Origin of the sequence: Bradyrhizobium sp. CCBAU 45384, from assembly GCF_028128665.1 — a bacterium.
Taxonomy (GTDB): Bacteria; Pseudomonadota; Alphaproteobacteria; order Rhizobiales; family Xanthobacteraceae; genus Bradyrhizobium; species Bradyrhizobium manausense.
The window spans coordinates 1-653 of sequence record NZ_LBIZ01000034.1; the positions used below are offsets into that span (position 1 = coordinate 1).

The 653-nt window shown below is 63.6% G+C and carries 1 protein-coding gene; it reads right to left on the bottom strand.

From position 1 onward, the window contains the following. Positions 1–639, bottom strand: a 639-nt coding sequence (locus tag XH80_RS02885) for an IS110 family transposase (protein WP_271597249.1), incomplete at its 3' end; no start/stop codon positions are given. Between the last annotated feature and the right edge of the window lie 14 nt (positions 640–653).

The window sequence follows — 653 nt, forward strand, 5'->3', positions numbered from 1 at the left end:
AAGCTTGTCCTTGCCGCCGCTCGAGTTCTGCTTCGGCACGAGCCCAACCCAGGCCGAGAAGTCCCGTCCCGATCGGAAGGCGTTGGCATCGGCAACGCTCGCGACCAACGCCGTTGCCAGCGCCGGCCCGACGCCAGGAATCGCGTCCAGCCGTTTGCTCGTCGCATTTGATCGATGCCAGGCGATGATGCGGCGGTCGAACTCCAGGATTTGGGCCTTCAGGGCCCGCAATTGGCTGCCGAGAGCCGCAAGACACGCGCGGGCCACCTCCGGCAGCCGGCGGTCATCAGTGTCGGCGACGACTTCCAGCAACTGCTCGACACCCTGGCGCCCGACAGGGGCGACGATCCCGAACTCGGCAAAATAGGCGCGGATTGAATTGATCACGGCAGTCTGCTGGCGGATGAAGAGATGGCGCGCACGATGAAGCATTAGACAGCTCTGTTGCTCGACCGTCTTGGCCGGCACGAACCGCATGTTCGGTCTCGTGACCGCCTCGCAAATCGCCTCCGCGTCGGTGCTGTCGTTCTTCTGCCGCTTGACGTAGGGCTTCACGTAGGCCGGAGGCATCAACCGCACCGTATGCCCCAATGTCTCCAGCTCACGGGACCAATAGTGCGATGAGGCGCAAGCCTCAATACCGACGAGGCATG